We start from the raw sequence: 26,566 nt of genomic DNA, 5'->3' as shown, positions 1-26,566 counted from the left end.
CGTCAACGCATACAACGACAGAGCCGAGCCCTTCGTCTGGACCAAGAAAAAGGTCCGTCAACGCCGTTTCAAAGGCCGCCGTATCACTCAGCTCTGATTCCGGGTACTAGGGTGGGCAAAGCGCTAACGCGCCTTTACCCGCCCTACGGGAGCTGCGTCCCGTCAATCATCCACGTCGACCTGCGTGCGGCCGAACAGGTGCACGATGCCCGGGGTCGCGATCGTCACGAACACGAAGCGCGACAAATGATGGGCGCCGACGAAGATCGGGTCGATGTGCAGCGTGAGCGCGAGCGCCAGCATCGCGTCCATCGCGCCCGGCGCAAAGGCGACGACGACATCCGATAATTTCACCTGCGTGGTGAGCGCGACGATGCCGACGAAGATGGCGGAGACGGCGATGGCCACGGCGAACGAGCCCAGCGCCGCATGGATGTGGCCGGCGAGCGTCTTGATCCGCATCCGCGCGAAACGGCCGCCGATCAATGCGCCGATGCCTATCAGCGCCACACCGCGCACCCAGTTCGGCAGGCCGCCCTCGACCCAGTCTGCGCCATGCAGCACGCTGGAGGCGATCATCGCGCCGAACATCCAGCTCGCCGGAAACTTGATCAGCCGCAGCAGGAGCGCTGCGGCCAGCGAGGCCGCGACCAGCTCCACGAGCTCGAGCGGCGAGGCGATCGTCGTCGTCAGCGACGGCGCGACGGAGGGCGCCACGCCCGCGAACGCGAGCACCATCGGCAGCGCCGCGGTGAGGATGATGACGCGCATGGTCTGCACCACCGCGATGCCGGGCAGGTCGGCGCCGCGCTCGACCGCCAGGATCGTGATCTGCGATAGCGCGCCGGGGCTGCCGGCGAGGAAGGCCGAGGTGCGGTCCCAGCCATGGATGCGCTGGAGGTAATAGCTCGAGCCGAAGGTCGAGCAGAAGGTGGCGAGCGCAAGCAGGCCGATGGTGAGGGGATAGGCGCTGACCTGTTGCAGCAGATGGCGCGAGACGACCGAGCCAAGTGAAATGCCGAGCAGCACCAGCACGGTCTGGGTCAGGATCGGCGGCAGCGCCAGCTGGCGGCCGGCGATCGCGGCGATCCCGACCGCGATCATCGAGCCCGAGATCAGTCCCCCGGGAAGTCCGGCGACCAGAAACACGAGGCCGCCGGCGGTGCCGATGACGAGCGTCTCCACCGTGCTCAAGATCTTGGCACGGCTTGGCCATTCGAACGGCAGGGAGGCGGTGATTTGCTTCACGCCACCTTATCGCAAATCAGCGAGAGGCACACAATTGCAGCCTCGTCATGCCGCAATGCGCGCGCCTCTCACGGATGCTCGCCGAGCCGTAGTGTGACGGATTTACTTCTTGTCGGCGGCGGGGGCGGCGGGGGCGGCGGGAGCGGCGGTGCCGGCCTTCGCTTCCTTCATGCACTCACGGCGAAATTTTTTGCGCTCCTTGCCCTTCAGTGCCTTGGCGTCCGCTTGCTTGGAGCATTCGAGCGATTCGGCCGAGCGCTCCTTCGGCGCCTTCTTGTCGGCGGCGGGGGCGGCGGCAGTTGTGGTCTTGGCGTCGGTCTTGGCAGCCGGCGCGGCGGTCTGCGCGAAGGCGGTGCCGGTGGCGAGCAGGGAGGTCAGGGCGACGATGGCGAGGCGTGACGTGAAGGTCATGGTGGTGCACTCTTGCGAGATTGCGGAGGGTTGGGAACGTCGGCTCGCCTTGCTGAACGCGACATGAATAATCCGAGCCGGGGGGATCACTATATTTTGGCGGCAGGAGCCATCGCTTCCTTGTCGCGGCCGGGCGGCACGCTAGGATAGCAATCCTCGTTTCGCTTCCGTCGGGGAAGACCAAGGAGGAGGACCAAGGATGACCATTCAATCAAAATTGCTGTGTGCGGTTGCATTGACGGGCTTTGCCGCGCTGGTCGCGAGCGCGCCGGCGCAGGCGCTGACCTCGCAAGAGTGCAGCGCGAAATACCAGGCCGCCAAGAAGGACGGCTCGCTCGGCACCACGAAGTGGAATGACTTCCGCAAGGCCCAGTGCGGTGCGGATGCGACGCCTGCCGCGGCGCCGACCGCGGCCGCTCCGGCGGCGCCGGCCGAGCCGAAGCAGGCGAAGAAGGAGGCGGCTCCCGCTGCCGCGCCAACCCTGCCGGCCGGACCCGCGATCTATCCGAATGCGGTCGACCCGAAATACGCCAAGGAGACCGCCGGCAAGGCGCGCCTCCACACCTGCGTCGACCAGTACAACGCCAACAAGACCACCAACGGCAATGGCGGCATGAAGTGGATCGAGAAGGGCGGCGGCTATTACAGCGAGTGCAACAAGAAGCTGAAGGGCGCCGCCTGAGCTTCGACATGATGCGATGGCCGGAGCAAAGCTCCGGCCATTTCGCTAGTCGAGCAGCTTCTCGGCCGACTTCGCCACGAGCTGCGAGCGTTTGCGCGGACCGCGCTCGACGAACAGCAAGCTCTGGCCGAAGATGAAGCAATAGAACAGGAAGGCCTGCGCCTCGGCCGCCTCGGCCTCGAGGCCGGTCGCGCGATAGAGCTCGGCGACGTGCTTGAGCCGTGCCGCGTCCACGCTCGCGACCGCCGTGGCGGCGTTTTCGTCCGAGCGGGCCCATTGCCGGATCGCGAGCTCGATCGCCATGCCCTCCGGATTGAGCCGCTCGGAATAAAGCTGGATCACCGCCTTCAGACGCTCGCGGGGCTCTTGCCCATCGAGGCTTGTCTGCTGCGCGATCGACGCCGCACGTCCCTCGCGCCAGCGTTCCAGCATGGCATCGAGCAGCGCGGCACGGTCGGCGAAGCGGCGGTAGAAGCCGCCCTTGGTGACGCCGAGATTCTTGGCGAGCACCTCGACCCTGACACCCTCGACCCCCGAGCGGGCGAGCTCGGTAAACCCTGCCTCGACCCAGACATCGCCCTTGCCGTCGTTCATGAAGGAAGCCTCACCGGTTCTTGATACGGTACCGTATTGCTAACGCGCGGAGGCGCTGATACGCTACCGTATCAATGATCAGAAGGCGGAAAAACGGCAGGAGGAATTGCGATGCAGGAGGCAACCTATCGCGGCACGGTCTATCCGTGGCAGTGCGATCATGTCGGCCACATGAACATCATGTGGTATGTCGGCAAATTCGACGAGGCCAACTGGAATCTGTTCGCCCGCCTCGGGCTGACGCCGAGCTATCTGCGCTCTTCCGGCCGCGGCATGGCCGCCGTGCAGCAGAACATCACCTACAGGCGGGAGCTGCTCGCCGGCGACATCGTCGAGATCCGCAGCCATTTGCTGGAGGTCCGCGACAAGTCGATCCGCTTCCGGCACGACATGACCAATGCCGAGACCGGCGAGATCGCCGCGTTCTGCGACATCACCGGCGTGCACATGGACCGCAGCCAGCGGAAGTCGGCGCCGTTCACGGATGCGATCCGCGCGGTCGCTCTGCAGCATCTTGCCGAGCCGGCCGAAGCCTGAGCCATGGCCACGTTCGAGCCGAAAAATCCGGGCTATCGCGCTGCTGCCGTTGCCATGTTCGACGGCCAGCCGGCGATGCGCACGCTCGGCATCGTGATCGTCCGCCTCGCGCCGGGCGAGGTCGAATTGGCCATGCTGCATTCGGCGGCCTTCACGCAGCAGAACGGTTTTATCCATGCCGGCATCATCACGGCGGGCCTCGACAATGCCTGCGGCGTCGCCGCCTTCAGCCTGATGCCGCGCGAGGCCGACATCCTGACCGTCGAGTTCAAGACCACGCTGCTGGCACCCGCCCGCGGCACGCGCTTCGTCTTCAAGGCCGAGGTGGTCAAGCCCGGCCGCACGCTGACCTTCTGCGAGGCCAGGGCCTTTGCCGAGCACGAGGGCAACACCACGCTGATCGCCACCATGACCGCGACGCTGATGGCGATGCTGCCCCGCGCGGCGGCTTCGCCAGCGCCGGCGGCGATCCGCGCATAGCATGGCGATGACATCGCGCCCGCAACGCTCTATATGACGCGTAACAGTTCCCGGTCGCGAACCGTATTTGCAGCGATGGGACCGAAACGGGGCGAGATATGGCTGGATTCAGGAACAAGGGCCTCGTGGCGACGCGGCGTGCGGCGCTGACGCTGATCGGGGCGGGGGCCCTTGCGGCAGGTCGGATCACCTCTGCGCGCGCGGCCGCCGCCGATGACGAGGTGCTGACCGAAGCCAAAGTGCTGCGCGACCCCGATGTTCCCGTGGCCGGTAATCCCGACGGCAACATCAGCATCATCGAATGGTCCGACTACAATTGTCCCTATTGCCGCAAGCTCGAGCCGGAGCTGCGCCAGGTGGTCCAGGACGACGGCAAGGTCAGGCTGGTGATGAAGGATTGGCCGATCCTCGGGCCGGTCTCGGTCACCGCGGCGCGGATCGCGCTCGCGGCAAAATTCCAGGACAAATACCATCAGGCGCATGACGCCATGATGGGTGTCAGCTCGCGCCTGACAGAGCCGCGCATCAACGAGCTGCTCGCGGCCGCCGGCGTCGACATGGACCGCCTGAAGCGCGATCTCACCGACCGCGCCAAGGACATCGACGCCGTCCTCAAGCGCAACAACGAGCAGGCCGAAGCCTTCGGCTTCAGCGGTACTCCCTCCTTCATCGTCGGCAAGTACCGCGTGCCGGGCGTGCTCAGCATGACCGAGTTCGAGCAGGTCATCGCCGATGCCCGCAAGGCCAAGATGAACTGACGCGACCGCATCGATCGCCGTCAACGCAAAGGCGCCGCCGCGGACCCGCGACGGCGCCTTGTTCGTGATACGGCGTCGTTACTTCGACGAAATGCGGACCCAGTCCCTGTGCGCGCGATCGCGCAGCGCATCCCAATCGGCCTTGGCGACGTCCCAGTTCACGATGGTGCGATTGGTCGTCGCGACCTCGCCATTGGCGACCGACGACGTCTGCATGGAGTCATAGACGTATACGCCGCAACCGAGCAGCAGCGCGCCCAAAATCATTCCGAAAAACGTCTGCATCTGCGAACCTCCGGTGGCGGGCGATAACGTCGGCCCGTAGTGATGGTTCCGCGGCAGTACGGCGCAGATAAGGACGACCCGTTCATCCACGGTTCAGCCACTCCAGCAGCCCGGCGTTGATCTCGCGCGGATAGGTGTGGCTGAGGTCGTCGATCTCGCGATAGGTGACGTCGGCGCCGGCGGCGGAGAGGGCCGCCCGCGTCTGGCGCGCGGTCTGTACCGGAAACATCCAGTCGAGCTTGCCGTGGGTGATGAAGATCGGCAGTCCCTGCAGGCGCACGGCGTCCGCCATCTCCGCCATCAGCGGATGGAACGTCGCCGACACCGGCGCGAGATGCGTGAAGGGGGAGGCGCCGTCGAGCCCGGTGACGTAGCAGAAGGTGCCGCCGTCACTCATGCCGGTCAGCAGCAGGCGCGCGCCGTCGATGGTCCAGCGGCTGCGCACCGTGTCGAGGATGCGCATGAGGTTCGGCGTGTCGCTATCGTCGCCCATCAGCGCCCATGTCGGGCCGGTCGCGGTCGGCGCCACCAGGATCGCGCCAAGGCTGCGGGCATCGCGCAGCCAGCTCCAGAGAAAACCGCGGCCGTTGCCGCTGCCGCCATGCAGCGCCATCACCAGCGGCATGGCGCGCTCCGGCGAGTAATATTCTGGCACATAGACCGAGAAGCCGCCGCGGCTGCCGGGCTCGTTGTGGTCGTGGAAGATGCCGGTGTGTTCGCCCGCGCCGGCTTCCAGCCGCGCCAGCAGATCGTCATTCTCGCGATTGGCGGCGTTGAGGAAGAAGCTGCTCACCGGCGGAAACTGGGTCGACAGCGGATACAGCGCCTCCTGTGCACGAGGCAGATGGCGCAGCGCGCGGAAGACCGCGACGAGATCGCCATTGCCGCGCTCGACGTCGCGTATGCCGGCAAAGGCGGCGAGCGTCTCGTTGCAGGCGCGGTCGAGCCGCTCGCGCAGCCCGGTGAACTGCTCGGGCCAGGCGCCGATCGCAGCGTGCGCCGCCTGCAGCGCCGCGTCGGGCGCGCCGATCGCATTCATCACCGAGGCAAAGGCCGGCGGATGCAGATGCCGGGTGAAGAAGCCGAGTGCTTCCAGCGCGTTGAGCAGCGGCGGCAGCACGGTCACGATGTCGTCAACGACGGCCTCGCTCATCGCCGCTTTCCTTGCCTGATGTCGGTTCGATCTCGTCAGTGCAGCTTCGGCGCCTTCAAGAGCTTGAAGCGGTCGGTCGACGTCACCGTGACGTCGAAGGTGACACCTTCATGATGCACGGTCAGCGGCACGTCGACGCCGGCGGCGCCGAGCGCCCACATCTTCTTGTAGAAGGCGGTCTGGCTCGTCACCTCCTCGCCGTCCACCGCAAGGATGACATCGCCGGTCTTCAGCTCCGCGCGCGCGGCGGGGCCGTTGGAGGAGATCCCGATCACGACCAGGCGGTTGTCGATTTCGGTCGAATAGAGCCCGAGCCAGGGGCGAGACGGCTTGTTGACGCGGCCGAATTTGCGCAGGTCGTCGAGCACCGGCTTCAACAGGTCGATCGGCACGATCATGTTGACGTGCTCGGCCTTGCCGTCGCGTTCGCGCTCGAGCTGCAGCGAGCCGATGCCGATCAGCTCGCCGCGCTCGTTCAGGAGGGCCGTGCCGCCCCAGTTCGGATGCGCGGGATAGGTGAAGACCGCCTCGTCCAGCAGATATTCCCAATAGCCGGCGAATTCCTGCTTGGCCACGATCTGGCTCGCGACCGATCGCGTGCGCCCGCCGGCGCCGCCGACTACGACACGGTCGCCGACCCTTGTTTTCGCCGAGTTGCCGAGCGGCAAGGGTTCGACGTCCAGGTGACCGAGCGCCTGCACGAGGCCGAAGCCGCTGACGGAATCGAAACCGAGCGCATGCCCCTCGACGACGCGCCCGTCGGCGAGATGCAGCCACACCGATTCCGCCTCGGTAATGAGGTAGCCGATGGTGAGCACCAGCCCGTTGTCGATCACGACGCCGTTGCCGGCGCGTTCGGTGCCCAGCGTTTCGGCACTGAAAGCGTCGGGCGGGATGATGGCGTGCAGGCCGACGACGGACGCGAGCGAGCGGTCGAGATCGAAACCGTAATCGCTCGCGCGCGGCTGATTGGCCGGCGGCACTCTCCATTCGGTCAGGGCGGGCATGGAGTTCTCCTGGCTGAGAGCATTGCTCCGCCTTGGCCGGCGGAACGACGCGCGAAGCACTGATAATTTAGGCTGGAGGAGGCCGTCTTGAAAGCCTCGTTCCCAACTATTCCGGAGATCGCCGCGTGAAATCTTCGACAGGCACAGGACGCCCGTACAGGTGGCAAGCGGCCGCGCGATCCAGCACCGGCCGCATGGCTGCTGTCCCGCGACGTGCTAGGCGGGGTGCAATGAAGCTGCTAACCATTGCCGCTTCGTTTGACCAAGAGATCACGGACCGAAGCATGGATAATCGCAGCGACATCTGGCGTGGCGTCGACACGATCAAGGCGCGTTTCATCGACCTCAGCGACAGGGTCTGGGGCATGCCCGAGGTGTGCTACACCGAGGCGCGGTCCGCCGCCGAGCATCTCGCCGAGCTGCGCCACCAGGGTTTCCGCATCACCGAGAACGTCGCGGGCATCCCGACCGCGGTGATGGGCGAGTGGGGTGAGGGCGGTCCGGTCATTGCTTTCATGGGTGAATACGACGCGCTGCCGGGCCTCAGCCAGGAGGCCGGCGTCACCGAGCACCGTCCGGTCGAGACCGGCGGCCACGGTCATGGTTGCGGCCACAATCTGCTTGGTTCCGCGGCGCTGCTCGCCGCGACCGCGATGAAGGACTGGCTCGCCGAGAACAAGGTGCCCGGCCGCGTGCGCTATTACGGCTGCCCGGCGGAAGAGGGCGGCGCAGCCAAGGCGTTCATGGTGCGCTCGGGCGCGTTTGAAGACGCCGACATCGCCATCACCTGGCATCCGCACAGCTTCTGGGAAGTCGCGGTGACGCCGTCGCTCGCCAATACGCGCGCGGATTTCATCTTCACCGGCCGCACCTCGCATGCGGCGGCCTCGCCGCATCTCGGCCGCTCCGCGCTCGATGCGGTGGAGCTGATGAATGTCGGCGTGAACTACATGCGCGAGCACATGCCGAGCGACGCCCGCGTGCATTACGCCCTGCTCGACACCGGCGGCATCGCCCCCAACGTGGTGCAGGCGCATGCGCGCGTGCGCTATTCGATCCGCGCCCGTGATCTGCCGGGCATGAACGAGCTGGTCGGACGCGTCAGCAAGATCGCAGAAGGCGCGGCGTTGATGACCGAGACCAAGGTCGAGATGAAGATCATCTCCGCGGTCTCCAACATCCTGCCGAATACGCCGCTGGAGCAGGCACTGCACCGGGTGATGGAAGAGCTGGGGCCACCGCATTTCGACGACGCCGACAAGGGCTTTGCCAGCCAGATCCGCGCCACGCTGAGCGACAAGGACATCGCGTCGGTCTATTACGCGATCGGCATGGAGCCGACCGATCGGCCGCTGGCCGACTTCCTGGTGCCGCTCGATGCCAAGCGCAACCCGCTGGTCGGCTCGACCGACGTCGGCGACGTGAGCTGGGTGGTGCCAACCGTGCAGGTTCACGCACCCACGGTTGCAATCGGCACGCCGTTCCACACCTGGCAGGTAGTGGCGCAGGGCAAGAGCGGACACGCTCACAAGGCCATGGTGCAGGCGGCCAAGGCGATGGCCGGGATTGGCATCAAGGCGTTGACGGATCCGGAGCTGATCAAGGCCGCGAAAGCGGACTTGCAGAAGCGGACCGCGAAGACACCTTACGTCTGTCCGCTGCCGGACCACGTCGCGCCGCCGCTGACCATGTCCGTGGCGTAGAATTTCGCCTCGATACTTCGTCTGATGCCGCGAACAAATTTTCCGCAGTGCAGCGCGGATTCCGGCGCGTTTTAGCGCCGGATTGCCGAACGCTTGGGCTGCGGAACAGAGTTTTGCCCAACAGACAGCCAGAACACCGTTTGCATACGCATGGTCGTAGTTGACGCGCGGCCTATTCGGTGTGCCATCTACCGCCAGCAAAAACCCGGTGGCCGCGGTTGCGGCTGCCTGCATCCATACGGGAACCAGACGGGGGACAACCATGCTGGATAAAGAACTGCGTTCGATGATCGGTGACGTGAAGGACGGGCGGATGGATCGCCGTTCCTTCATCAAGCATATGGCCGCGGTCGGCCTCACCGCACCCCTCGCCAACCAGATCCTCGCGCTCGGTGGCGTCGCCATGGCGGAAGGCGCCTCGACCTACAAGCCGACCAAGCGCGGCGGCGGCGGTGCGTTGAAGCTGCTGTGGTGGCAGGGTCCGACCCTGCTCAATCCGCATTTCGCCACCGGCACCAAGGACCAGGACGGCGCGCGCCTGTTCTACGAGCCCCTCGCCTGTTGGGATCCCGACGGCAACATGAAGCTGGTTCTGGCGGCCGAAATTCCCTCGATCCAGAACGGCGGCCTCGCCGCCGACGGCAAGTCGGTGACCTGGAAGCTCAAACCCGGCGTCAAATGGCATGACGGCACGCCGTTCACGGCCGACGACGTCGTGTTCAACTGGGAATATGCCAAGGATCCGGCGACCTCCGCCCTGACGATCGCGACGCTCCGCGACATCACGGTCGAGAAGGTGGACGACCTCACGGTTCGCATCCTTTTTAACAAGCCGACGCCGTTCTGGGCCGACGCCTTCGTCGGGGCGCCCAACACCATCATCCCGAAACATCTGTTCAAGGACTATATGGGGTCCAAATCGCGGGAGGCGCCGACCAACCTCTCGCCGGTCGGCACCGGCCCCTACAAGTTCGTCGAGTTCAAGCCGGGCGATCTCGTCCGCGGCGTAATCAATCCCGACTATCACATGGCGAACCGTCCCTATTTCGATTCGGTCGAGATGAAGGGCGGCGGCGACGCGGTCTCTGCCGCGCGCGCGGTGATTCAGACCGGCGAATATGATTTCGGCTGGAACATCCAGGTCGAGGACGACGTGCTGCTGCGCCTGGAGAAGGGCGGCAAGGGAAAGACCGTCTACGCGGTCGGCGGCGACACCGAGTTCATCGCACTGAACTTCACCGATCCCAACACCGAGGTCGATGGCGAACGCTCGTCGATGAAGACCAAGCATCCGTTGTTTTCCGATCCCGCGGTGCGCAAGGCACTCTCGCTGCTGATCGATCGCGAGTCGGTCAAGAAGGCGATCTACGGCCGCGCCGGCCGCACCACCGCCAACTTCCTCAACGGGCCGGAAAAATTCGTGTCCAAGAACACCACGTGGGAGTTCAGCGTGGAGAAGGCCTCGAAGGTCCTCGACGAGGCCGGGTGGAAGCCGGGCGCCGACGGCATCCGCGAGAAGGACGGGAAGAAGCTGAAGCTCCTCTACCAGACCTCGATCAACGGCCCGCGCCAGAAGACACAGGCGATCGTCAAGCAGGCCTGCCAGAAGGCGGGGATCGACGTCGAGCTGAAATCGGTCGTCGCTTCCGTGTTCTTTTCCTCCGACGTCGGCAATCCCGACACCTATTCCAAGTTCTACGCCGACATGGAGATGTTCCAGATCCCGCTAAGCCAGCCCGATCCGTCGCAGCACATGCGTCGCTACCTTTCGAACCTCGTCGCCACCAAGGAGAACAAGTGGCAGGGCACCAACTTCCCGCGCTGGGTCAACAAGGAGTACGACGAGACCATCCAGGCCGCGGACGGCGAGATGGATCCGGTCAAGCGTGCGGCGCTCTACATCAAGGCCAATGACCTCATGTACCAGGACACCGTGTTCATCCCGGTGCAGCACCGCCTGAAGGTCGAGGCGGCCGCCAACAATCTGCGGCCGGTCGTTTCCGGCTGGGCGAACGAGACCGACAATCTGTTCGACTGGTACCGGGAGGAATGATCACGCAGGCCTAAACCGGGATCGTCCTTTATGAGTCAGTATGTCCTGCGTCGTCTGCTGATCGCCGTTCCGAGTCTGCTTGGCATCTCCCTGGTGCTGTTCGTCGTGCTTGCCCTGGCACCCGGCGATCCCTTCTCGGAACTGGCGACCAATCCGAACGTGCCGCCCGAAGTCGCTCTCGCGCTTCGGGCGAAGTTCGGCCTCGACGATCCGATCTACCTTCGTTACCTGCACTGGCTCAACGCCATGGTGCACGGCGACTGGGGTTTCTCCTTCGTCAGCCGCATGAACGTCGATACGCTGATCCTCCAGCGTCTGCCGGCGACGCTCTACGTGATCGGTTCGGCGCAGATTCTGGCGCTCCTGATCGCGATCCCGGTCGGGGTCTATGCGGCGACAAAGCCCTATTCGCTGTTCGACCAGATCGCCAACACGCTCGCCTTCGTCGGCTTCTCGCTGCCGACCTTCTTCACCGGCATCCTGTTCATCCTGATCTTCTCGGTCACGCTGGACTGGTTGCCTTTCGTCTATACGACCGACATCAAGGGCACCGGCATCCATTGGGTGCTGGAGATGATCCGGCAGGCGATCATGCCGGTGGCGGTGCTCGGTCTGTTTCAGGCGGCGTCGATGACGCGGTTCGTTCGCTCGGCGATGCTCGACGTGATCCGGCTCGACTATGTCACCACGGCGCGCGCCAAGGGGCTTGGGCAGGCCAAGGTCATCGTCAAGCACGTCATGCGCAACGCCATGATCCCGGTCGTCACCCTGATTGCGCTGCAGATGCCGGCCGTGTTCGGCGGCGCCATCGTCACCGAGCAGATCTTCCGCATCCCCGGCATCGGCTCGCTGCTGATCTCCTCCATCCTTTCCAACGACACGCCGGTGGTGATGGCCGTTACCTTCGTCTTCGCGTGCCTCGTCGTGCTGTTCAATCTCATCGCGGACGTCCTTTATGGCTGGCTTGACCCTCGCATCTCCCTCCGCTGAGCGGCGCGTCTACTCGCCCAGGCGCGAGATGTGGCGGCGCTACAGCCGCCACAAGCTCGCCGTGGTCAGTGCGTTTCTGCTCCTCATTCTGATCCTGGCGGTGGTGGCCGGCCCCTTCGTCTGGCGGGTCAAGATCGATGACATCGATATCGTGGCGGGCATGCAGGGGCCGTCGCTCGCCCATCCGTTCGGCACCGACGATCTCGGGCAGGACATCCTGGCCCGCATGATCTATGGCGGGCGCATCTCGCTCGCGGTCGGCCTTGCCGCGATGCTGGTCTCGGTCTTTATCGGCGTCCTGATCGGCGCGCTCGCCGGCATGTCGCGCGGGGCGCTCGGCCACGGCCTGATGTGGCTCACCGATCTTTTCCTGTCCCTGCCGCAACTGCCGCTGCTGCTGCTGCTGATCTATCTGTTCCGCGACGGGCTGAAGCAGATGTTCGGTCCCGAGGGCGGCATCTTCATCCTGATCGTGCTCGTGATCGGCGGCTTGCGCTGGATGCCGGTCGCGCGGCTGGTGCGCGCGCAGTTCCTGTCGATCCGCGAGAAGGAGTTCGTCGAGGCCGCCCGTGCGCTCGGCGCAAGTCCAGTGCGCCAGGTGGTGCGGCACATCCTGCCCAATGCGCTCGGTCCGGTGATTATCGCCGGCACCATCGACGTCGCTGCCGCCATCATCGCGGAATCGACGCTGTCCTTCCTCGGCCTCGGCTTTCCGCCGGATACGCCGACGTGGGGCCGGCTCTTGTACGACGCCAAGGATTTCCTCGACATCGGCCCGCACTGGGCGCTGTTCCCGGGCGGCGCGATCTTCATCGCGGTGGTCGCCATCAACTTCATCGGAGACGGCTTGCGTGACGCGCTCGATGCGCGACGGGTGATCTGATGGCGCCGCTGCTGGAAATCAAAGGGCTGAAAACCCACTTTTCGACCGACGACGGCATCCTGCAGGCCGTCGACGGTGTCGACATCTCCATCAACAAGGGTGAGACGCTCTGTGTCGTCGGCGAATCCGGCTGCGGCAAGACCGTGACCGCGATGTCGATCCTGAAGCTGATCGCCATGCCGCCCGGCCGCATCGCGGCGGGCCAGATCATCTTCGAGGGCCGCGATCTCGTGCCGCTGACGAGCCGTCAGCTCGACGAGATCAGGGCCAAGGAGATCGGCTTCATCTTCCAGGAGCCGATGACCTCGCTCAATCCGGTGCTCACCATCGGCGAGCAGATCGCCGAGAGCCTGCGCCGCCATGAAGCGGTGACGAAGAAGCAGGCGCTCGAGCGCACCATCGAGATGCTGAAGCTGGTGCAGATCCCCAACGCCGAAGGCCGCGTGCACAATTATCCGCACCAGTTCTCAGGCGGCATGCGCCAGCGCGTGATGATCGCGATGGCGCTCGCCTGCAGGCCGAAGCTGATCATCGCCGACGAGCCCACCACCGCGCTCGACGTCACCATCCAGGCGCAGATCCTCGACCTCTTGCAGGACATGAAGGAGCGCTTCGGCATGGCGGTGATGCTGATCACCCACGCCATGGGCGTCGTCGCCGAGACCGCGCAGCGCGTCGTCGTGATGTATGCCGGCAAGGTGGTGGAGGAAGCGCTCGTCGACGACCTCTTCGGCAATCCCGGTCATCCGTATACACAGGGCCTGATCCGCTCGATCCCACGCATCGATCTCGACAGCGAGCACAAGACAAGGCTCGAAGCGATCGGCGGCTCGGTGCCGATCCTGATCAATCCGCCGGTCGGTTGCCGCTTCGCCCCGCGCTGCAAGTTTGCCATGAACATCTGCACCGAGAAGGAGCCGCTGCTGCGCGAGATCGCGCCCGGCCATCGCATGGCCTGTCATTTGGGAGATACGCAGTTGGGAGGCACGGCATGACCGAGCCCTTGCTCCGCGTCAGCGGCCTGAAGAAATATTTCCCCGTGCTCGGCGGCCTGTTGTCGCGCCAGGTCGGCAGCGTCTACGCGGTGGACGGGGTCTCGTTCTCAGTCAATCGCGGCGAGACGCTCGGCCTCGTCGGCGAATCCGGGTGTGGCAAGTCCACCACCGGCCGCTGCGTGCTGCGCCTGATCGAGCCGACCGACGGCGAGGTCGTGTTCGACGGCCAGGACGTGCGCAAGCTCGGCGGCAATGATTTGCGCGCGATGCGGCGGAACATGCAGCTCGTGTTCCAGGATCCGTTCGCCTCGCTCAATCCGCGTATGACGGTCGGCGCCATCCTCGGTGAGGCCCTGATCATCCATAAGCTCGGGTCGTCGGCCAAGGAGCGCGAGGAGCGCGTCGCCAGCCTGCTCGTGAAGGTCGGCCTCAAGGCCGAGCACATGCGCCGCTACCCGCACGAATTCTCGGGCGGCCAACGCCAGCGCATCGTGATCGCGCGGGCGCTCGCGGTCGAGCCGAAGCTGATCGTCTGCGACGAGCCGGTATCCGCGCTCGACGTGTCGATCCAGGCGCAGGTGATCAATCTGCTGGAGGATCTCCAGGCCGAGCTGAACCTCACCTATCTGTTCGTCGCGCACGACCTGTCGGTCGTCGAGCACATCTCCGACCGCGTCGCCGTGATGTATCTCGGGCGGATCGTCGAGCTGGCGAAAGCGAGCGATCTCTACCGCAATCCGCAGCATCCCTACACCAGGGCGCTGTTGTCGGCGGTGCCGGTGCCCGATCCCAAGCTCAAGCGTGAACGCATTCGCCTGAAGGGCGACGTGCCGAGCCCGATGAAGCCGCCATCCGGCTGCCACTTCCACACCCGCTGCCCGATCGCCCAGCCGCGCTGTGCGGAAAGCGCGCCTGTGTTGAAGGAAGGGGCGGGCGGCCACTTCGTGGCGTGCCATTTGGCGTAATGGTGCAGCGCGCCAAGCAGGCGCCTTTACGCTGCCGCTTAATTTAATCCGACAGGCGAGGAATAATTCGAACAGGCGAGTTGGCGGCGTCCTGCACGCCCGCCGCGTCGTAGCGTCGCATCGTCAGGAACTTTCTTGCCAAAGTCCGGCGCAAGTCCTTGTCTTCTCCCTACAAAAAAGGGGCGATCCGTCACGGATCGCGCTGAGGGAGGACATCATGACGAGGACGAGCAAGGACGGCGCGTCGACGCGTCGCCGTTTTCTCAGGACGGCCGCAGCAGGGGCGGCCGCCACTGTCGCCGCGCCAACCATCGCGCTGGCGCAGGGGCAGATCAGCATGCGTTGGCAGAGCACCTGGCCGGCCAAGGACATCTTCCACGAATACGCGCTCGACTATGCCAAGAAGGTCAACGACATGACCGGCGGCGACCTCAAGATCGAGGTGCTTCCCGCCGGCGCTGTGGTGCCGGCCTTCGGCCTGCTGGATGCGGTGTCGAAGGGCACGCTCGACGGCGGGCACGGCGTGCTCGCCTATCACTATGGCAAGCAGAACGCGCTGGCGCTGTGGGGCTCGGGTCCGGGCTATGCCATGGATGCCAACATGCTGCTCGCCTGGCACCGCTATGGCGGCGGCAAGGAGCTGCTCGAGAAGCTCTACGCCTCGATCGGCGCCAACGTCGTCTCGTTCCCATACGGGCCGATGCCGACCCAGCCGCTCGGCTGGTACAAGAAGCCGATGACCAAGGTGGAGGATTTCCAGGGCCTGAAATTCCGCACCGTCGGCATCTCCATCGACGTGTTCACTGGCCTCGGCGCAGCGGTCAACGCGTTGCCGGGTGGTGAGATCGTTTCGGCGATGGACCGTGGCCTCCTGGATGCGGCCGAATTCAACAACGCCACATCCGATCGCGTCCTCGGCTTTCCGGATGTTTCCAAGATCTGCATGCTCCAGAGCTACCACCAGAACGCCGAGCAGTTCGAGATCTTGTTCAACAAGACCAAGTTCGACGCGCTGCCGGAGAAGATGAGGGCGATCATCGCCAATGCTGTCGACGCGGCCGGCCAGGACATGGCCTGGAAGGCGATCGACCGCTACTCCAGGGACTACGAGGAGCTGCAGACCAAGGACAAGGTCAAGTTCTACAAGACGCCGGACACGATCCTCCAGAAGCAGTTGGAGGTGTTCGACCAGGTGGCCGAGAAGAAGTCGGCAGAGAACCCGCTGTTCAAGGAGATCATCGAATCGCAACTGGCCTTCGCCAAGCGGGCGACGCAGTGGGAGCAGGATACGGTGGTCAGCCGCCGCATGGCCTATACCCACTATTTTGGTCCCAACGCCAAGAAGAAGAGCTAGCCGGCTCATCGCACGATCGAAGCGTCATCCGGGACCGCAACCCGGATGGCGCTTGTCTTGTCTCTAGACAACAGCGACACTAGGATTGGCGGTGGCAACGCACATGAATGCGCAGCGCTTTCTGTACACCATTGACGCGATCAGCACGTGGACCGGCAAGCTCGCGGCCTGGCTGGTCGTGGGCCTGATGGCACTGGTCTGTGCCGAGGTCTTCAAGCGCTACATCCTCAACATGCCGACCGCCTGGATCTTCGACGCCTCGAACATGCTGTATGGCACCCTGTTCATGGTCGCGGGCGCCTATACGCTGGCCCAGAACGCCCATGTTCGCGGCGACTTCCTCTACTCTTCGATGCGGCCGCGCACCCAGGCGAGCCTCGACCTCGTGCTGTACGTCGCGTTCTTCCTGCCCGGCATCGCCGCGCTGGTCTATGCGGGATGGGACTATGCGCTGGATTCCTGGCGCATCAACGAGCATTCCAATGTCACCGCCGAAGGGCCGCCGGTCTACCACTTCAAGTTCATGATTCCGCTCGCGGGCGCTCTGGTGCTGCTGCAGGGGGCAGCCGAAATCGCCCGCTGCGTGCTCTGTCTCAAGACGGGGACTTGGCCGAGCCGGCTCGCCGATGTCTCCGAAATCGACGTCATCGAGGAGCAGCTTGCGCACAGCGAACATGTCGACGAAGAGGCGCGGAAGGCAGCGATCGCACGCGCACAGGACATCGAGGAAAGCGCGCGGCAGCGCGGCATGGGCGGAGACCTGCAGGGATGATCAGCGATCCGGCACTCGGACTCTTGATGCTCGCCCTCATCGTGGTCGTGATCATGATGGGCTTTCCGACCGCCTTCACCCTGATGGGGCTCGGCATGTTCTTCGGCTTCTTCGCCTATCACCGGGCGGGCGAAGCCTGGGGCGACAACCACATCTTCGACCTGATGGTTCAGCGCACCTATGGTGCGATGACCAACGACGTCCTGATCTCGATCCCTCTATTCGTGCTGATGGGCTACGTCATGGAGCGCGGCGCGCTGGTCGACAAGATGTTCTACTCGATCCAGCTCGCCTTCCGCCGCGTGCCTGCCTCGCTCGCGGTGGCGACGCTGATTGTCTGCACGTTCTGGGGCATCGCAAGCGGGCTCGTCGGCGCGGTCGTGGTATTGATGGGCGTCATCGCCTTCAATCCGATGCTGAAGGCCGGCTATGACGTCAAGCTCGCCTCCGGCGTCATCACCGCCGGCGGCACGCTCGGCATCCTGATTCCGCCCTCGGTGATGATCATCGTCTACGCGGCCGTGGCCGGACAGTCGGTGGTGAAGCTCTACGCGGCGGCGATGTTTCCGGGCTTCTTCCTGGCCTTCCTCTATCTCGTCTACATCGTCGGCTGGGCACTCCTCAATCCGAAGATTGCGCCGAAGCTTCCGGAAAGCGAAGTCAAGGTTCCGGTCCGTCCGTGGATCGTCACGCTGCAGCAAGCCTATTCGCGCAAAGTGCTACCGGCGCTCGTTACGGCGCTGCTGGCGCCTGCCAGGATCGTCAATGCCGGCGTCGATGGCGCCCGCGTCACCTATTTGACGCTGGTGAGGAGCCTCGGCTATGCGCTGGTGCCGCTGGTCCTCACGCTCGCAACGCTCTGGGCCGCCTGGTGGTATGTCGTGATCCACCAGCAGGCTGACATTCAAACGCCGGTCGCGGCCGCAACGCAGCAACAGCCGCGCGCAGAGGAGACGCTCCAGCCGCTCGGCGCGGGCGCCCAGCAGCAGGAGAGCGCCGAAGAAAAGCTCGAGGAGCTCGGCGGCGCCGCCAGCCGGTCGGAGAGGGCCACGACGAACGAGCCCGAGGTGCTCCAGCAAATGGGCAGTGCCGAGCTGCGGGGCAAGACCACGGCCGCGCCCGCGGAGTCCGGACCGCCGCCCGAGTTCTATACCTACTTTGCCGTCGTCGCCGGTATCTGCGCGCTCATGCTCCTCTATTATTACTGGACCATGGAGGCCGAGCAGTTCGAGGTGCTGCGGCTCCTGGTCATGTCCGTGATGCCCCTCGGCATCCTGACGGTGGTCGTGCTCGCCGTGATCCTGTTCGGCATCACCACCGCGACGGAATCGGCGGCAGTGGGTGCGGCCGGCGCCTTCCTGCTCGCGTTCCAGGCCAGGACGCTGGACTGGAAGCGCACCAAGGAGGCGGTGTTCCTGACCGCCAAGACCACCTCGATGGTGTGCTGGCTTTTCGTGGGCTCGGCGCTGTTCTCGGCGGTGTTCGCGATCCTCGGCGGCCAGGCGCTACTCGAAAAGTGGGTGCTCTCGCTCAACATGTCGCCGGTCCAGTTCATGATCCTGTCGCAGGCGATCATCTTCCTGCTCGGCTGGCCGTTGGAATGGACCGAGATCATCGTGATCTTCGTGCCGATCTTCCTGCCGATGCTGAAGCACTTCAACATCGATCCGATCCTGTGGGGCGTGCTGGTCTTCGTCAACCTCCAGGCCGCATTCCTGTCGCCGCCCGTGGCGATGTCGGCCTTCTATCTGAAGGGCGTGGCGCCAAAGCACGTCACGCTCAACCAGATCTTCTCCGGCATGATGCCCTACATGCTGATCGTGATCCTCTGCATGGTGTTCATGTACATCTGGCCCGGCCTGACGCTGTGGCTGCCGAACTATCTGTACGGAAATTGAGCATCGGGCCGCCCCTTGGGCGAAGGAGTGGGCGGAAAAACTCATTCCGGACCGTGAACCATCTTACACCACATGCCTCCGATGGTGCTAGAATGGCCAGGCTTCTTGCTTGAAGGAGGCCCCGATGCTGACACCCTTCAACGGGTCGTACTGGGAACAGAGCGCCCGTGACTGGACGATGAGGCTTGGCGCGCTCATGCCCCAACCGCGCAAAGAACCCGCTGAGCCCAAACCACAGCGGCCCCCGTGGCGGCACTTCGACGATACCCATCATTGGGACTCGACCGCGGAGGAATGGGTCCCCAACCACGACAGGTGATCGCGCCCGGGCCGAGCCTGCCTGGACGCCTTCACCGACGTTACGATGTTACGCATATTCATCCATGAAGCAGGCCATATTCCGAGAGCAGGCCATATTCCGAGAGGGCCTGCCTGAACGCCTCCATCGACGTGTGGCGATGCGCGAACAGCCCCGCCTCACGCGCGCCGGCAACATTGGCCATGAGATCGTCGACGAACAGCACGGTCTGCGGCATCGCGTTGAGCTCGGACAGGCAGCGGCGATAGCAGCGCGGGTCCGGTTTCGCCGTATTGAACCGGGCCGAGGCGTAGATTCTCGAGCCGAACAGCGGACGCAGATCGGGCAGCAGCGCGTCGATATGGTCGGCGACCAGCGTGGTGTTGTTGGTGAGGATGGCAACATCGACGGTCTTGCGCAGGCGGCGCACAATCTCCAGCATCGCGGCATTTGCCTGCATCGAACGGCGCCGCGCTTCCACCCACTCGTCGAGCGACAGCGGATAGCCGATGCGTTCGCCGAAGCCTCGCAGATAGTCCGCAGCATCGAGCGCGCCGGAATCGCCGAGCGACTCGAAGCCGCTGTCCCAGATCGCCTCGTGGATGAACGCGCTGCTCGTCCCCGCCAGCTCTGCCAAGCACGCGACACGCTTTGCCCTGTCATAGTCGCAGAGCACGTTGTCCATGTCGAACAGGACGAGCTTGATTCCATCAGTCACGGCAACACTCTCGGATTGGCCGAACATCCGGCCGTGATCGGTGTCATATCCCGACTACGCGCAGGGGACAAATCCGGGACCGTCTCTACGGCTGCGAGGTGCGCCGCCGGGCCAGTTGGTGCAGCACCGTGTCGATGGTCGGGACCGCACCGGTCTCGCGGAGCCAATTGTCGGCCAGCTCCCTCAGTTCGCCCGGCGTCAAGCCGAACTTGCGGCGGAATGCGCGAATGAAGGTGGAATCGCTGCTGAAGCGCATGCCGACGGCGAGGTCGATCAGCCGCGTGTCCTCCGCGGATGGCGATATCAGCTGGCGGAAAGCGAGATTGAGGCGCTGCTCCCTTACGTAGTGCGAGAGCCCGCCATCCGCCTCGAACAGCCGATAGAGGGTCGCGCGCGAGATCTGGAAGTGGCGGCACAATTCGTCTGCGGTGAGCGCGTCGGTCTCGAGATTGTCCGCGATGCGGCGCTTGATCATCGCAAGATAAAGATGCCGCTCGGCGCGTTCGACGCCGGCCGCAATGTCGGCGGTCCCGCCGGCGGCCGCCGCAACGATGTCGGCGATCGCTTCGATCGTGGCCTCGGCGCTGCCGGCCTCGGGCTCGGGTGGCAGCGTAAGCGCCGCGTAATGGCTGGCAAGCAGGCGCGTATGAGGATGGTTTGACGGCAGCAAGGTTGCCGTGGCCGAATCCGGATGAGCAAGCCGTGGTGCCAGCATGGCGCGTTGCAGGATGATCGCCATCAGGCGGGTACGACTGCCGCCGCCGCGCAACACGGTCCGGTTCGGCTGCGCCATGTCGATCAGGCAGATGGCGCCGGGCCCCATCGTCACCTCGCGCCGGCCCGAGCTGAACCGCATCTCGCCTTCGACGCACAGGGTGATCTGAAAGTGATCCATCGCACCGCGGGCGACGTGCGCGGGCGTCCGGTCGTATTCCTGGTCGGTCGCGCGGGTATCGACCAGCAACGCATTGCGGGTCATCATCGTCACGGTGGTGACATGGAAGTCGTCCTCCGTGGTGAGCGGAACGACATCGCAGATGTCGGCCGTCATGGCGCGCAACTGCCTCAGCGCGTCCACCCCGCGCCCCGGGATGTCCGCCGACATGGTCTCGTTCACGGCCGTCTCGTCTGCATTGCCCCACGATGAGGCCGTACCGCATGGACCCGATCGTCGAAGTCCGGCGGCCCCCCAACATCGCCTCGGGATGTAGCCATTCAGAAATCAGTGCGCAAGCGATGGCGGACAGGATTTGGCGCGCGCCGATGTGCCGGATGTGCACACCGCGTTAGCCCCGTAGTCCGCCGGATGAGGTCGTCGATATTTTGATCGACTCTCATCGCCGGATGTTAACCACGTCGCCGCGGCATGACGGCTTCGCGCGCGTCTGCCGCGTCAGCCCACCAGCGTGAAGCCGACGCGTAGCGTCACCTGGTGGTGGCGGACAGCGCCATTCTCGATGTGACCGCGTGTCTGCACCACCTCGAACCATTTCATTTCGCGAACGGTCTTGGCGGCGCGGCTGATCGCGTTCTTGATCGCATCCTCGATGGAGGTCTCGGATGATCCGACCAGCTCCAGGATCTTGTAGACGTGATCCGACTCGGCTGTGGGCATGGTACGTCTCCCTCGTTTGCGTTGCGGCACCACCGCCACCCGCTCCCATTTGAACGGGTACCGGCGTTCCCGGTTCCATCGTCCGCCATGGCCCGCATGCGCCAGCCGAGGTGGAGTGCGCCGCACCCGCCTGCTAAGCGCTGTCCATGGATTCGGCGCGGCGCGACAGGACGATCGGCTCTCTCTGCCTCGGCGTGACGGCGTTCGGCTGGGCGCTGAACTGGCCATTGATGAAGCTGCTGCTCCAGCAATGGCCGCCGCTATTCGCGCGCGGGCTGGCCGGCGTCTGCGCCTCGCTCATTCTCGGCGCGCTGGCACTGAGCCGGGAGGAATCCTTCGCCGTTCCGCGCGAGGCGATTCCGCGGCTGTTGTTTGCGACCCTCACCAACGTCCTTGCCTGGATGGGGCTCGGCACGGTCGCGATGAAATATGTGACCGTGAGCGAGGGGGCTCTGCTCGCCTATACGATGCCGATCTGGGCCATGCTGTTCGCTTGGCCGGTGCTGGGTACGCGGCCGACCATGCGGGATATTTCGGGTCTCGTCCTCGGTGTCGCCGGCGTCGCGCTGCTCCTCGGCGGCAACGGCTTTGCGTTCGGCGCCGACAAGCTGCTCGGCATCGCGCTCGCACTGCTCTGCGCCATCCTGTTCGCGCTCGGCAATGAGCTTAACCGCAAGCCGCTGCCGATGCCGCCGCTCGTGGTCGTCGCCTGGCAGGTTGGGCTCGGCTGCGCCACGATGCTGATCCTCGGCATCCTGTTCGAGCATCCCGATATCACCGCGATCACTCCGCTGGGACTCGGCTGCTTCGTCTATATGACGCTGGTGCCGATGGGTGTCTGTTACGTCACCTGGTTCGAGACGTTGCGCCGCCTGCCGCCGACCTCGGCCTCGACCGGCATGCTGATCGTCCCCGTGATCGGCGTCGTCTCCGCCACGATCATCCTGGGCGAGCCGCTGGGCCTGCGCGAATGGGCGGCGATGGCGCTCACGCTCGGCGGCGTGACGCTGGCGTTGCAGCGGGCCTAGAGGCGTTACTCCGCGGCCTGCGACAGCATGGGCGCCGGCTGCGTCCCGCGCCACAGCAGCCGCAGCAGCAGGACCAGGAGCGCCATCAGGGCGAAGCCGCCCAGGGCGGGCGCGAAATGTTGGTCGGGATCGGCCTTCTGCCCGAATTGCACCGCGAGCCGCCCCGACTGCAACAGCCCATAGGCTCCTGCGAACAGGATCAGCCCGTATATGACGCTCCGCTCGCGCGGGCTCGCCATCCTGGCGAGATCGGGCAGCATCAGGGCCAGACCGATCCCGACCATCGGCAGATCGTAATCATACGCATAGGGGCTGATCATCACGGATACCATCACGGCGGCACCGAGCGTAAAGGCCGGTGAAGCGCCCCGCGCCGCACCGAGAAGGACGGCGAACAAGGCCAGCCCGGCCACGGCCGTCTGTCCCCAGAAGGCGGCGCTTGCGGGAAGGCCGGCTTTGTACAGCGCCGCATAGGTCGAGATCATGCGGAAGAGCGGGTAGAAGCCCTGCTCGAGATAGCCCGCCGATTCCCTGATCGCTCCGAGCCACGCGAACCAGATCTGCCACCCGAAGAGGAGCGTGCAGAGCAGTGAGCTCGCCAATACGACGGCCGCGGCCGTTCCGAGCGCAATCCAGCGCCGCGTCACCAGCAGATAGACGCCGGCGGCAATCGCCAGGTGCGGCTTGATCACCATGGCGCCGAGCGCGAGGCCCGCCAACAGCTGCCGCCGCTCCACGTTGAGACAGACCAGCCCGATCAGCGCTCCCGTCAGAAAGCCGTTCTGCCCGCAGCCGATGGTGATCGCCATCGCCGGAAACAGGATCACCAGCACCTGCGCCAAATTCTGGCCGGCGATCGCCCGGAGCGTCACGAGATAGAGTGCAAGTGTCGCGGCGGTGAACAGGAGATAGCCGACGCCGACCGGCAGGAATGCGAACGGCGCGAGCAGGAGGTCGTATTGCGGCGGATAGGTCCAGGGCATGAAGCCGGTGGCGCCGCCGGCGGCCTCCATCTGCATCTTCAGCAGGGCATCGAAATGATAGACCTGGTCGAGGTCGCCGCGCCAGACGTGCTGCGCGACGATGTGGAAGGCATCGAAATCGGCGAGCTCGCGATCCGTCCAGCCGCCGAAGCGTGCGAACCAGAAGGCCTTGAAGACGGCGATCGACGCCAGCGCCGCCAGCACGAAGCGGATATAGGCAGTCCGCTTCGACGGCGAGGACTGAACCGCTTCCAGCGTCTCGGCAAACATGAGCGACGACCTTGACCTGATGGATCGGCGGTTGGACGGGCAGGGCCGCGGATCCCGGCCAAACTGCCATCGGAGGCTTAAGGGACGGTAACGAATGCGGAAGGATTTGGCGCCGGCGCCTCTCTGGCGGAGCTGGGGCGCGCGGAACTGGGCCCGGTTAACCGCCGATCTTGCGCCGGGGTGACGCGATTTCCGGCCGACCTGAATGCGAGGTCGAGATGACCTTTTCGAAATCGCCCGCCCGCACAGATGGCCGTGCTTGCCCTCTCGAAGACAGGCGAGCTAACCTGCGCATATCCTGCCAAGTTCTCTGCCAAGTTCGATGTGCGGTGATGATCGACAGTTGGACGAAGGGCGCTCTGGTCGCGATCGGCCTGTCTGCCGTGCCCGCGCCGGGCGTCGCGCAGGACGATCTCGATGCCGCGCCCGGCACGATGACGCTGCAAGTGACCACCGATCCCTCCATGATCGAGTGCCGCAAGCTTGAGACGGCCAATCCCGCCTTGCTCGCGTTCCTGCCGCTGCGCCGGACTTTCAACGATGATTTTGACGAGCATCCGCTTGCGACTGGTCGCTGGGTGCCGCATTACGCCGGCGGCGCGGCCTGGCCGGAAGCGCGCTATTGGGGCGGTGACGGCTCCGACTTCAAGCGCAAGACCAGCACCAATGGCGAGCAGCAGATCTACGTTGATCCGCGCTATTCGGGGCGTGCGGGGACGCCGCTTGGGCTTGATCCGTTCAAGGTGAAGGACGGCGTGCTCTCGATCGTCGCCAGCCGCACGCCGCCGGAACTGAAGTCCGTTCTGTTCAACAACGAGTACATCTCGGGACTCCTGACGACCCAGGGCACATTCGCGCAGAAGCACGGCTATTTCGAAATCCGCGCCAAGGTGCCGGTTGGCCATGCGGTCTGGCCGGCGTTCTGGATGCTGGCGGACGACGGCGGCTGGCCGCCGGAGGTCGACGTGCTGGAAGGCCGCGGCGAGCGGCCCGGCGATCTCGTGATGACGACGCATTGGCGGATTCCGTCGACCCAGAAGATCCAGTCCTGCGGCTTCGACTATGCGGTCGGCGACGCTTCGAGCACGTTCCACAATTACGGTGTGCTGTGGGAGGAGGATCGCCTGGTCTATTTCATCGACCGCAAGCCGGTCTCCGACATCAAGGTGCCGATCGGCTTCGACGATCCCATGTACATGATCGTCAATCTCGCGATCGGATCGAAATTCTTTCTCGGTGTCGGCCCGGTCGATGCGGAATCGCCGCCCACTGTCGCATTCGAGATCGACCGGATTTCCGCCTATCAGATCGACATGGAGCAGGCTCGGAGATAGCGATGTCAGCTGATGTCTCGCGGCGCGATCTTGCGAAGCTCGCGGGGCTCGCCGCGCTTGGTGCAGCGGCGGGTGCCAAGGCGGCAGACAACAAGGCTGCAGATAATGAGACGCCCGCACCGGCCGATCGCCACGCGCCCTTTCCCAAGGATTTTCTGTGGGGCACGGCAACCTCGTCCTACCAGATCGAGGGCGCCGTCGACGAGAACGGACGCGGCAAATCGATCTGGGACATTTTCAGCCACACGCCCGGCAAGATCGAGGACGGCTCGACCGGCGACCGCGCCAACGAGCACTATCACCGCTACAAGGACGACGTCGCGCTGATCAAGGCACTCGGCGTCAAGGCCTACCGCTTCTCGATTGCGTGGCCGCGGGTGTTTCCGGATGGATCGGGTCAACCCAATCCGAAGGGGCTCGATTTCTACAACCGGCTCGTCGACGAGCTGCTCGCGAACGGCATCGAGCCCTATGCGACGCTCTATCACTGGGACCTGCCGCAGGCGCTCCAGGATCGCGTCGGCGGCTGGCAGTCGAGCGACACGTCGAAGGCTTTTGCAGATTACGCCGCCTACGTCGCCGCACGCCTGACCGATCGCGTCAAAACCATCTTCACCGTGAACGAGGTCGGGCGCTTCGTGAATTTCGGTTATGGCTGGGGCATCGACGCGCCCGGCCTCAAGCTGCCGGCGGCGCAGCTCAACCAGGCGCGCCATCACGTCGCGCTGGCGCATGGGCTTGCCGTGCGGGCGATCCGCGCCTCCGGGCGCGCCGGCACCCGCGTCGGTGCCGCCGAAAACATCGCGGCCTGCGTGCCCGCGATCGCGACGCCGGAAAATATCCGCGCTGCCGAGATCGCAACGCGTGAGCTCAACGCCGGCTTTCTTGGCGTGGTGCTGGAGGGCAAGTACACCGACGGCTTCCTCGCCTATGCCGGGGCGGATGCACCGAAATTCACCCCTGACGAGTTGAAGATCATCGGCACGCCGAACGATTTCGTCGGGCTTAACATCTACGCGCCGCAATACTACGTCACGGCCTCCGAGCGCGCGTCGGGCTTCCGCGTGCTGCCGTTCCCAACCTCGTTCCCGCACATGAACTCGGAATGGCTGCGGGTCGGCCCTGAGGTGATCTACTGGGCCCCGCGTCTCGCCGCAAAAATCTGGAACATCGAGACCATCTATATCAGCGAGAACGGCACCTCGTCCGAGGACAAGGTTTCCGCCGACGGTCAGGTCTACGATCTCGACCGCATCATGTTCCTGCGCAATTACCTGACCCAGATGCAGCGTGCGATCGCCGAGGGCGTGCCGGTTCGCGGCTATTTCCTGTGGAGCCTGATGGACAATTTCGAGTGGATCTATGGCTACGGCAAGCGGTTCGGCCTCTACCGGGTCGATTTCGAGACCCAAGCGCGCGTGCCGAAGCTGAGCGCGGCGTTCTATCGGGACGTGGTGATGCGGAATGCGATCGGGGTGTGAGCTGGACGCCTAGCCCCCGCTACTCTCCTGGCCCACAATAGACCCGCGCCACGGCGCCGTTCGTTTCTCCT

General features: G+C 64.9%; 26 protein-coding genes. 16 read left to right on the top strand and 10 right to left on the bottom strand.

The annotated features are described in order from the left end of the window. Window positions 1–162 precede the first annotated feature (162 nt). Window positions 163–1,248: an AbrB family transcriptional regulator gene (locus tag QJT78_RS16100; RefSeq protein WP_038942689.1), complete on the bottom strand. Its 1,086-nt coding sequence runs from the start codon at window positions 1,246–1,248 to the stop codon at window positions 163–165. Between the two features lie 102 nt (window positions 1,249–1,350). Then, window positions 1,351–1,659: a PsiF family protein gene (locus QJT78_RS16095; protein WP_028147341.1), complete on the bottom strand. Its 309-nt coding sequence runs from the start codon at window positions 1,657–1,659 to the stop codon at window positions 1,351–1,353. A 199-nt stretch (window positions 1,660–1,858) separates the two neighbouring features. Here QJT78_RS16095 and QJT78_RS16090 point away from each other — a divergent pair, with 199 nt between their 5' ends. Then, window positions 1,859–2,341, top strand: a complete 483-nt coding sequence (locus QJT78_RS16090; protein WP_038942687.1) for a hypothetical protein — start codon at window positions 1,859–1,861, stop codon at window positions 2,339–2,341. Between the two features lie 45 nt (window positions 2,342–2,386). Here QJT78_RS16090 and QJT78_RS16085 read toward each other — a convergent pair whose 3' ends face one another. Then, on the bottom strand, window positions 2,387–2,935 hold the full coding sequence (locus QJT78_RS16085) for a TetR/AcrR family transcriptional regulator (RefSeq protein ID WP_028147339.1): 549 nt from the start codon (window positions 2,933–2,935) through the stop codon (window positions 2,387–2,389). Between the two features lie 111 nt (window positions 2,936–3,046). Between QJT78_RS16085 and QJT78_RS16080 the strand changes: the two genes are divergently transcribed. The 3 genes from QJT78_RS16080 (at window position 3,047) to QJT78_RS16070 (ending at window position 4,710) form a co-directional block, all read left to right on the top strand. Beyond that, window positions 3,047–3,472, top strand: coding sequence for an acyl-CoA thioesterase (locus QJT78_RS16080; protein WP_014491606.1), 426 nt, complete (start codon window positions 3,047–3,049; stop codon window positions 3,470–3,472). Window positions 3,473–3,475: 3 nt separating this feature from the next. Continuing rightward, window positions 3,476–3,952, top strand: coding sequence for a PaaI family thioesterase (locus tag QJT78_RS16075; RefSeq protein ID WP_028147337.1), 477 nt, complete (start codon window positions 3,476–3,478; stop codon window positions 3,950–3,952). A gap of 98 nt (window positions 3,953–4,050) precedes the next feature. Continuing rightward, window positions 4,051–4,710 (top strand): DsbA family protein, encoded by a 660-nt coding sequence (locus tag QJT78_RS16070; RefSeq protein ID WP_028147336.1) that lies wholly within the window; start codon window positions 4,051–4,053, stop codon window positions 4,708–4,710. A gap of 78 nt (window positions 4,711–4,788) precedes the next feature. On the opposite strand, the gene QJT78_RS16065 is transcribed toward QJT78_RS16070, so the two are convergent. From QJT78_RS16065 to QJT78_RS16055, 3 genes are all read right to left on the bottom strand, one after another. Continuing rightward, the gene (locus tag QJT78_RS16065) at window positions 4,789–4,995 is read right to left on the bottom strand and encodes a hypothetical protein (RefSeq protein WP_028147335.1); all 207 of its coding nucleotides are present in this window, start codon (window positions 4,993–4,995) and stop codon (window positions 4,789–4,791) included. Window positions 4,996–5,077: 82 nt separating this feature from the next. Then, a complete protein-coding gene (locus QJT78_RS16060; RefSeq protein ID WP_028147334.1) occupies window positions 5,078–6,148 on the bottom strand; it encodes a phospholipase in 1,071 nt (356 codons plus the stop codon). Window positions 6,149–6,183: 35 nt separating this feature from the next. Then, a complete protein-coding gene (locus tag QJT78_RS16055) occupies window positions 6,184–7,155 on the bottom strand; it encodes a S1C family serine protease (protein WP_028147333.1) in 972 nt (323 codons plus the stop codon). Window positions 7,156–7,439: 284 nt separating this feature from the next. Here QJT78_RS16055 and QJT78_RS16050 point away from each other — a divergent pair, with 284 nt between their 5' ends. From QJT78_RS16050 to QJT78_RS16010, 9 genes are all read left to right on the top strand, one after another. After that, entirely contained in the window at window positions 7,440–8,858 is a 1,419-nt protein-coding gene (locus QJT78_RS16050) for a M20 family metallopeptidase (protein WP_028147332.1), read from the top strand. Window positions 8,859–9,120: 262 nt separating this feature from the next. After that, the gene (locus tag QJT78_RS16045; protein ID WP_038942685.1) at window positions 9,121–10,911 is read left to right on the top strand and encodes a peptide ABC transporter substrate-binding protein; all 1,791 of its coding nucleotides are present in this window, start codon (window positions 9,121–9,123) and stop codon (window positions 10,909–10,911) included. 30 nt (window positions 10,912–10,941) lie between these two features. Beyond that, complete coding sequence (locus QJT78_RS16040) at window positions 10,942–11,901, top strand: ABC transporter permease (protein ID WP_028147330.1); 960 nt, start codon at window positions 10,942–10,944, stop codon at window positions 11,899–11,901. Then, a complete protein-coding gene (locus tag QJT78_RS16035; RefSeq protein ID WP_028147329.1) occupies window positions 11,867–12,784 on the top strand; it encodes an ABC transporter permease in 918 nt (305 codons plus the stop codon). Before QJT78_RS16040 ends, QJT78_RS16035 begins: the two co-directional genes overlap by 35 nt. Continuing rightward, on the top strand, window positions 12,784–13,779 hold the full coding sequence (locus tag QJT78_RS16030; protein WP_028147328.1) for an ABC transporter ATP-binding protein: 996 nt from the start codon (window positions 12,784–12,786) through the stop codon (window positions 13,777–13,779). The genes QJT78_RS16035 and QJT78_RS16030 overlap by 1 nt, the downstream gene beginning before the upstream one ends. Beyond that, window positions 13,776–14,744 (top strand): dipeptide ABC transporter ATP-binding protein, encoded by a 969-nt coding sequence (locus tag QJT78_RS16025; protein WP_028147327.1) that lies wholly within the window; start codon window positions 13,776–13,778, stop codon window positions 14,742–14,744. Before QJT78_RS16030 ends, QJT78_RS16025 begins: the two co-directional genes overlap by 4 nt. Before the next feature lie 217 nt (window positions 14,745–14,961). Then, window positions 14,962–16,098 (top strand): C4-dicarboxylate ABC transporter, encoded by a 1,137-nt coding sequence (locus QJT78_RS16020; RefSeq protein ID WP_028147326.1) that lies wholly within the window; start codon window positions 14,962–14,964, stop codon window positions 16,096–16,098. 103 nt (window positions 16,099–16,201) lie between these two features. Further along, window positions 16,202–16,870 carry a TRAP transporter small permease subunit gene (locus QJT78_RS16015; RefSeq protein ID WP_028147325.1) on the top strand — a complete coding sequence of 223 codons (669 nt, stop codon included), beginning with the start codon at window positions 16,202–16,204 and terminating at the stop codon, window positions 16,868–16,870. Further along, the gene (locus QJT78_RS16010) at window positions 16,870–18,768 is read left to right on the top strand and encodes a TRAP transporter large permease subunit (protein WP_028147324.1); all 1,899 of its coding nucleotides are present in this window, start codon (window positions 16,870–16,872) and stop codon (window positions 18,766–18,768) included. Before QJT78_RS16015 ends, QJT78_RS16010 begins: the two co-directional genes overlap by 1 nt. A 377-nt stretch (window positions 18,769–19,145) precedes the next feature. Here the strand turns inward: QJT78_RS16010 and QJT78_RS16005 are convergent, their stop codons facing one another. The 3 genes from QJT78_RS16005 to QJT78_RS15995 form a co-directional block, all read right to left on the bottom strand. Beyond that, window positions 19,146–19,811: an HAD family phosphatase gene (locus QJT78_RS16005; protein WP_038942683.1), complete on the bottom strand. Its 666-nt coding sequence runs from the start codon at window positions 19,809–19,811 to the stop codon at window positions 19,146–19,148. Window positions 19,812–19,869: 58 nt separating this feature from the next. Continuing rightward, entirely contained in the window at window positions 19,870–20,901 is a 1,032-nt protein-coding gene (locus QJT78_RS16000) for a helix-turn-helix domain-containing protein (protein ID WP_028147322.1), read from the bottom strand. A gap of 276 nt (window positions 20,902–21,177) precedes the next feature. After that, a complete protein-coding gene (locus QJT78_RS15995) occupies window positions 21,178–21,399 on the bottom strand; it encodes a dodecin (RefSeq protein ID WP_038942678.1) in 222 nt (73 codons plus the stop codon). Window positions 21,400–21,545: 146 nt separating this feature from the next. Between QJT78_RS15995 and QJT78_RS15990 the strand changes: the two genes are divergently transcribed. Continuing rightward, window positions 21,546–22,427, top strand: a complete 882-nt coding sequence (locus tag QJT78_RS15990) for a DMT family transporter (protein WP_028147320.1) — start codon at window positions 21,546–21,548, stop codon at window positions 22,425–22,427. Window positions 22,428–22,432: 5 nt separating this feature from the next. On the opposite strand, the gene QJT78_RS15985 is transcribed toward QJT78_RS15990, so the two are convergent. Then, window positions 22,433–23,680 carry a glycosyltransferase family 87 protein gene (locus QJT78_RS15985; protein ID WP_028147319.1) on the bottom strand — a complete coding sequence of 416 codons (1,248 nt, stop codon included), beginning with the start codon at window positions 23,678–23,680 and terminating at the stop codon, window positions 22,433–22,435. 332 nt (window positions 23,681–24,012) lie between these two features. On the opposite strand from QJT78_RS15985, the gene QJT78_RS15980 reads away from it, so the two are divergent. Continuing rightward, window positions 24,013–25,014 carry a glycoside hydrolase family 16 protein gene (locus tag QJT78_RS15980; protein ID WP_028147318.1) on the top strand — a complete coding sequence of 334 codons (1,002 nt, stop codon included), beginning with the start codon at window positions 24,013–24,015 and terminating at the stop codon, window positions 25,012–25,014. A 2-nt stretch (window positions 25,015–25,016) separates the two neighbouring features. After that, window positions 25,017–26,495, top strand: coding sequence for a GH1 family beta-glucosidase (locus QJT78_RS15975; RefSeq protein WP_028147317.1), 1,479 nt, complete (start codon window positions 25,017–25,019; stop codon window positions 26,493–26,495). The last annotated feature ends 71 nt before the right edge of the window (window positions 26,496–26,566 follow it).

Source organism: Bradyrhizobium sp. Mp27, assembly GCF_029953005.1.
Taxonomy (GTDB): Bacteria; Pseudomonadota; Alphaproteobacteria; order Rhizobiales; family Xanthobacteraceae; genus Bradyrhizobium; species Bradyrhizobium barranii.
The sequence above is the reverse complement of the archived record's forward strand: the minus strand, read 5'-3'. Positions and strand labels throughout refer to the sequence as shown.